Genomic DNA, 2,211 nt, shown 5'->3' with positions numbered 1-2,211 from the left:
GCGCGCAGCACCTGCAGGGTCTCCACCCGCTGCTTGCCCAGCCGGGGCGCGTCGAGCACGGCCGCGGAACGGGCGAAGCCGGGGTACGGGAGGAACGTCTGCACGACCCCACCGTGGCGCGGGCGGGGTGCCCGCGCCACCGCGGGGTCAGTAGCCGGCGTCGACGTCGACGACGCCGGCGAGCTCCTCCCCGGCCGCGAAGCGGCGCACGTTCTCCTCCACCCGCGCGGCCAGGCCGCCGGACTGCAGCTGCGGCGGGTTCGCCACGTGCGGGGTGATCAGGGCGCGCGGCTCGCTCCACAGCGGGTGCCCGTCCGGCAGCGGCTCGGGGTCGGTGACGTCCAGGGCGGCGCCGGCGATCACGCCGCGGGCGAGGGCGTCGACGAGGGCGTCGGTGTCGACGAGGCTGCCGCGGGCGATGTTGACCAGCCAGCCCCGCGGGCCGAGGGCGGCCAGCTGCTCGGCGCCGACGAGGGCCCTCGTCTCGCTGGTGGCGGGGGCGGCCAGGACCACGTGGTCGGCGCGCTCCCACACCTCGCCGGTGCGGTCGGCGGGCAGGGTCAGCTGCGCGCCGGGCACGTCGTGCCCGCGGCGGGTGACGGCGAGCACGGAGGCGCCCAGGGCGGTGAGCGCGGGGACCATCGCCCGGCCGATGCCGCCGGCGCCGACGATCGCGACGGTGGTGCCGCGCAGGCTGGACTGCGGGGCGGCGGAGGCCTGCGCGTCCCAGGTGCGGGCGCGGGCGGAGACGGCCAGGCCGCGCACGCCGGCCAGCAGCAGCGCCACGGCGTGCTCGGCGACGGCGTCGGAGTAGGCGCCCACGGCGGAGGTCCAGGTGCGCTCGCGGTCGACCTTGCCGGCGGCGAACCAGCTCTCGATGCCGGCGGAGGGCAGCTGCACCCAGCGCACGGACGCCGGCAGCTCCGGCAGGTCGCGCGGGCCGCCGGCCCACACGACGGCGTCGGCCTCCGGCAGGTCGGCGACCCGCCCGCCGGCGCGGCGCACGGCCTCCTGCAGCTCCTCGCGCTCGCCGGGGCCGACGTGGACGGCGGGGGTGTCGGGCACGGTGCTTCCTCCTCGTGGGTGGGGCGTCGCCGCCCACCCTAGGGAGCGCGCCGGGCGGGGGCCCGCGCTGGTGCGGGCCTCAGGCGCGCAGGCGGCGCCCGGTGCGGGTGCGCGGCTGGGGCACGGCGACCGCCCCGACCCGCCCCGCGCCGTCCGCGCCGTCCGCGCCGTCCGCGCCGTCCGCGCCGGCGGGAGCGGCGTGGTCCTCGGCGCCGGGGTCCAGCAGCGCGGCGGCCTCGCGCTCGGTGGCGAGCAGCCGGCGGCGGGCGGCGGCGTCGGCCTCGCCGGTGACGCGGCTGGGGTCGAGGAAGACCTGCGTGATGTCGGGCACGCGCCGGCGCATCCCCTCCTCCACGCGGGTGCACAGCTCCTCGATCGCGACGGCGTCCAGGCGGGGGGCGAACTGCAGGCGGGCGGCGACGAGGACGTTCTTGGGGCCCAGCTGCAGGGTGAGCACCTCCTGCACGCGCTCGACGCCCTCCTCGGCGGTGAGCACGCGCACGGCCTCCAGCCGCACGGCGGGGTCGGCGGCCTCGCCGATGAGCAGCTCCTTGGTGTCGCGCCCGAGCAGGAACGCCACGAGCCCCAGCAGCAGGCCGATGGCGATGGAGCTGGCGGCGTCGTAGGCGTTGGAGCCGGTGACCTGGTGCAGGACGGTGCCGGCGAGGGCGACGAGGACGCCGAGCACGGCGACGGTGTCCTCGCTGGCGACGGTCTTGACGGTGGGGTCGGGGCTGCGCAGCACGTAGGTGAGCAGGCGCCGGCGGGCGGCGCCGGCCTCGCGCACGACCTGCCGCAGGGCCTTGCCCAGGGAGGCGCCCTCCAGCAGCAGCGAGAAGCCGAGGATGAGGTAGATCACCAGGAAGTGCGTGCCGGAGGTCTCCTCCTGCTCGCCGGTGAGGGAGCTGACGCCCTCGGCGACGGAGAAGACGGCGCCGGAGACGAAGATCCCCACGGCGGCCAGCAGCGACCAGAAGAAGCGCTCCCCGCCGTAGCCGAAGGGGTGGGTGCGGTCGGCGGGCCGCTCGGCGCGCTTGAGCGAGAGCAGCAGGAAGACCTCGTTGAGGGTGTCGGCCACGGAGTGGGCGGCCTCGGCGAGCAGCGCGCTGGAGCCGGTGACGACCCCGCCCACGGCCTTCGCCAGCC

The 2,211-nt window shown here is 78.0% G+C and carries 3 protein-coding genes; all 3 read right to left on the bottom strand.

Annotated features, from left to right (window positions below):
- Positions 1 to 104: pyrimidine dimer DNA glycosylase/endonuclease V (locus tag GTR00_RS26505; protein WP_407659745.1), on the bottom strand; the 104-nt coding region annotated here is incomplete at its 3' end.
- 43 nt (positions 105 to 147) lie between these two features.
- Positions 148 to 1,065: a D-isomer specific 2-hydroxyacid dehydrogenase family protein gene (locus GTR00_RS19335; protein ID WP_166613184.1), complete on the bottom strand. Its 918-nt coding sequence runs from the start codon at positions 1,063 to 1,065 to the stop codon at positions 148 to 150.
- A 79-nt stretch (positions 1,066 to 1,144) separates the two neighbouring features.
- Positions 1,145 to 2,211, bottom strand: a 1,067-nt coding sequence (locus GTR00_RS19330) for a cation diffusion facilitator family transporter (RefSeq protein WP_166613183.1), incomplete at its 5' end; no start/stop codon positions are given.

The organism is Kineococcus indalonis, assembly GCF_009906395.1.
Lineage (GTDB): Bacteria > Actinomycetota > Actinomycetes > Actinomycetales > Kineococcaceae > Kineococcus > Kineococcus indalonis.
The sequence above is the reverse complement of the archived record's forward strand: the minus strand, read 5'-3'. Positions and strand labels throughout refer to the sequence as shown.